This is a genomic window from Actinosynnema sp. NPDC023658 (assembly GCF_040639995.1).
Taxonomy (GTDB): Bacteria; Actinomycetota; Actinomycetes; order Mycobacteriales; family Pseudonocardiaceae; genus Actinosynnema.
This window is the reverse complement of the sequence record NZ_JBFAAX010001014.1, coordinates 1-1,934: the sequence shown is the minus strand read 5'-3', so window position 1 is coordinate 1,934 and position 1,934 is coordinate 1. Positions and strand designations below refer to the sequence as shown.

The window sequence follows — 1,934 nt, the reverse complement described above, 5'->3', positions numbered from 1 at the left end:
TCACCGCGGACCGGCACTAGCGGCACGACCACGCGGGCACCGCCCGTGCCGTCGCCGGTGACCTGGCGTCGGTGCGCGACGTGCTCGTGGTCGGGTCGGCGGAGTTCGACGACCTGGCCGCCACCGCGCCGCGCGACCTCCCCGACCCCGACCCGGAGGGCGTGGCGTTCCTCCAGCTCTCCGGCGGCAGCACGGGGTTGCCGAAGCTGATCCCGCGCACCCACGACGACTACCTGTACAGCGTCCGGGAGAGCGCCCGGATCTGCGCGCTGCGCCCCGACAGCGTCTACCTGGCCGCGTTGCCCGTCTCGCACAACTACCCGCTCAGCTCGCCCGGGATCCTCGGCGCGCTGCACGCGGGCGCGGCGACCGTGCTGGCGCCGCGCCCCGACGCCGACACCGCGTTCCGGCTGATCGAGTCCGAGCGGGTGACGATCAGCGGTGTCGTGCCGCCGTTGGCCGCCGCGTGGGTGCAGGCCGCCGCGCGCACCGGACGCGACCTGTCCTCGTTGGAGGTCCTGCTGGTCGGCGGCGCGAAGTGCGGCCGTGAGCTGGCCGAGCGGATCGGGCCCGCGCTGGGCTGCCGGTTGCAGCAGGTGTTCGGCATGGCCGAGGGCCTGGTCTGCTACACCCGGCTCGACGACGCCGACGAGCTCGTGCTGGGCACCCAGGGCCGCCCGATCTCGCTCGACGACGAGATCCGCGTCGTCGACCCGGACGACCCGGCCGCGCCCTCGGACGCCGTGGTGCCCGACGGCGAGGTCGGCGCGCTGCTGACCCGCGGCCCGTACACGATCCGCGGCTACTTCCGGGCCGAGGCGCACAACGCGACCGCGTTCACCCCGGACGGCTTCTACCGGACCGGTGACCTGGTGCGGCGCCTGCCGTCCGGGCACCTGGAGGTCGTCGGCCGGGCCAAGGAGCAGATCAACCGGGGCGGGGAGAAGGTGGCCGCCGAAGAGGTGGAGAACCACCTGATGGCCCACCCGGACGTGCTCGACGCCGCCGTCGTCGCGGTGCCCGACCCCTACCTGGGCGAGCGGACGTGCGCCTACGTCGTGCCCGCCGCCGGCGCCGCGCCGACCGGTGCCGAGCTGCGCCGCTTCGTGCGCGAACGCGGTGTGGCGGCGTTCAAGGTGCCCGACCTGGTGCAGGTCGTCGAGCGGTTCCCGGTGACGGGCGTCGGCAAGACCAGCAAGCGCGAACTGCGGGTGGCACTGGCCGCCCTGGCCGAGAAGGAGGGGTGACCCGTGTCGTTGCCGAAGATCCGGCCCTACCCGCTGCCCGGGGCGGACGACGTCCCGGTGGGCCGGGTGGCCTGGCGGCCGGACCCGGCGCGGGCGGCGCTGCTGGTGCACGACGTGCAGCGCTACTTCCTGGCGCCGTACGAGGGTTCGCCGGTCCCCGAGATGACGGCCAACATCGCCGCGCTGGTCGCGGCCGCCCGTGAGCGGGGCGTGCCGGTGTTCTACACCGCGCAGCCCGGACGGCAGGACGCCGCCGACCGCGGCCTGCTCACCGAGTTCTGGGGCGCGGGCATCGGCGCGGTCATCGACGACGACCCGCGGGCCGCCGACATCGTCACCGACCTGGCGCCCGAGCCGGGCGACACCGTGCTGACCAAGTGGCGCTACAGCGCGTTCCAGCGCAGCGCGTTCTCCGAGCACCTCGCCGCCGCCGGCCGCGACCAGCTGCTGATCACCGGCGTGTACGCGCACATCGGCTGCCAGGCCACGGCCGTGGAGGCGTTCATGCGCGACGTCCGGCCGTTCCTGGTCAACGACGCCGTCGCGGACTTCTCCCGCGAGCGGCACGACCAGGCGTGCGAGTACGTGGCGCAGCGCTGCGGCGTCGTCACCACCACCGCCGACGTGCTGGCCGCGCTGTCCGTCCCCACCGCGCCGGCGCAGCCACCGACCGCGCAGCCACCGAGC

General features: G+C 75.0%; 1 protein-coding gene and 1 pseudogene. Both read left to right on the top strand.

What is annotated here, in order from left to right; all coding sequences use genetic code 11:
• Window positions 1–1,247 (top strand): annotated as a pseudogene (locus AB0G02_RS37515) (AMP-binding protein); the annotation flags it as partial.
• Window positions 1,248–1,250: 3 nt separating this feature from the next.
• The coding region (locus tag AB0G02_RS37510; RefSeq protein WP_360804459.1) for an isochorismatase family protein at window positions 1,251–1,934 on the top strand (684 nt) is incomplete at its 3' end.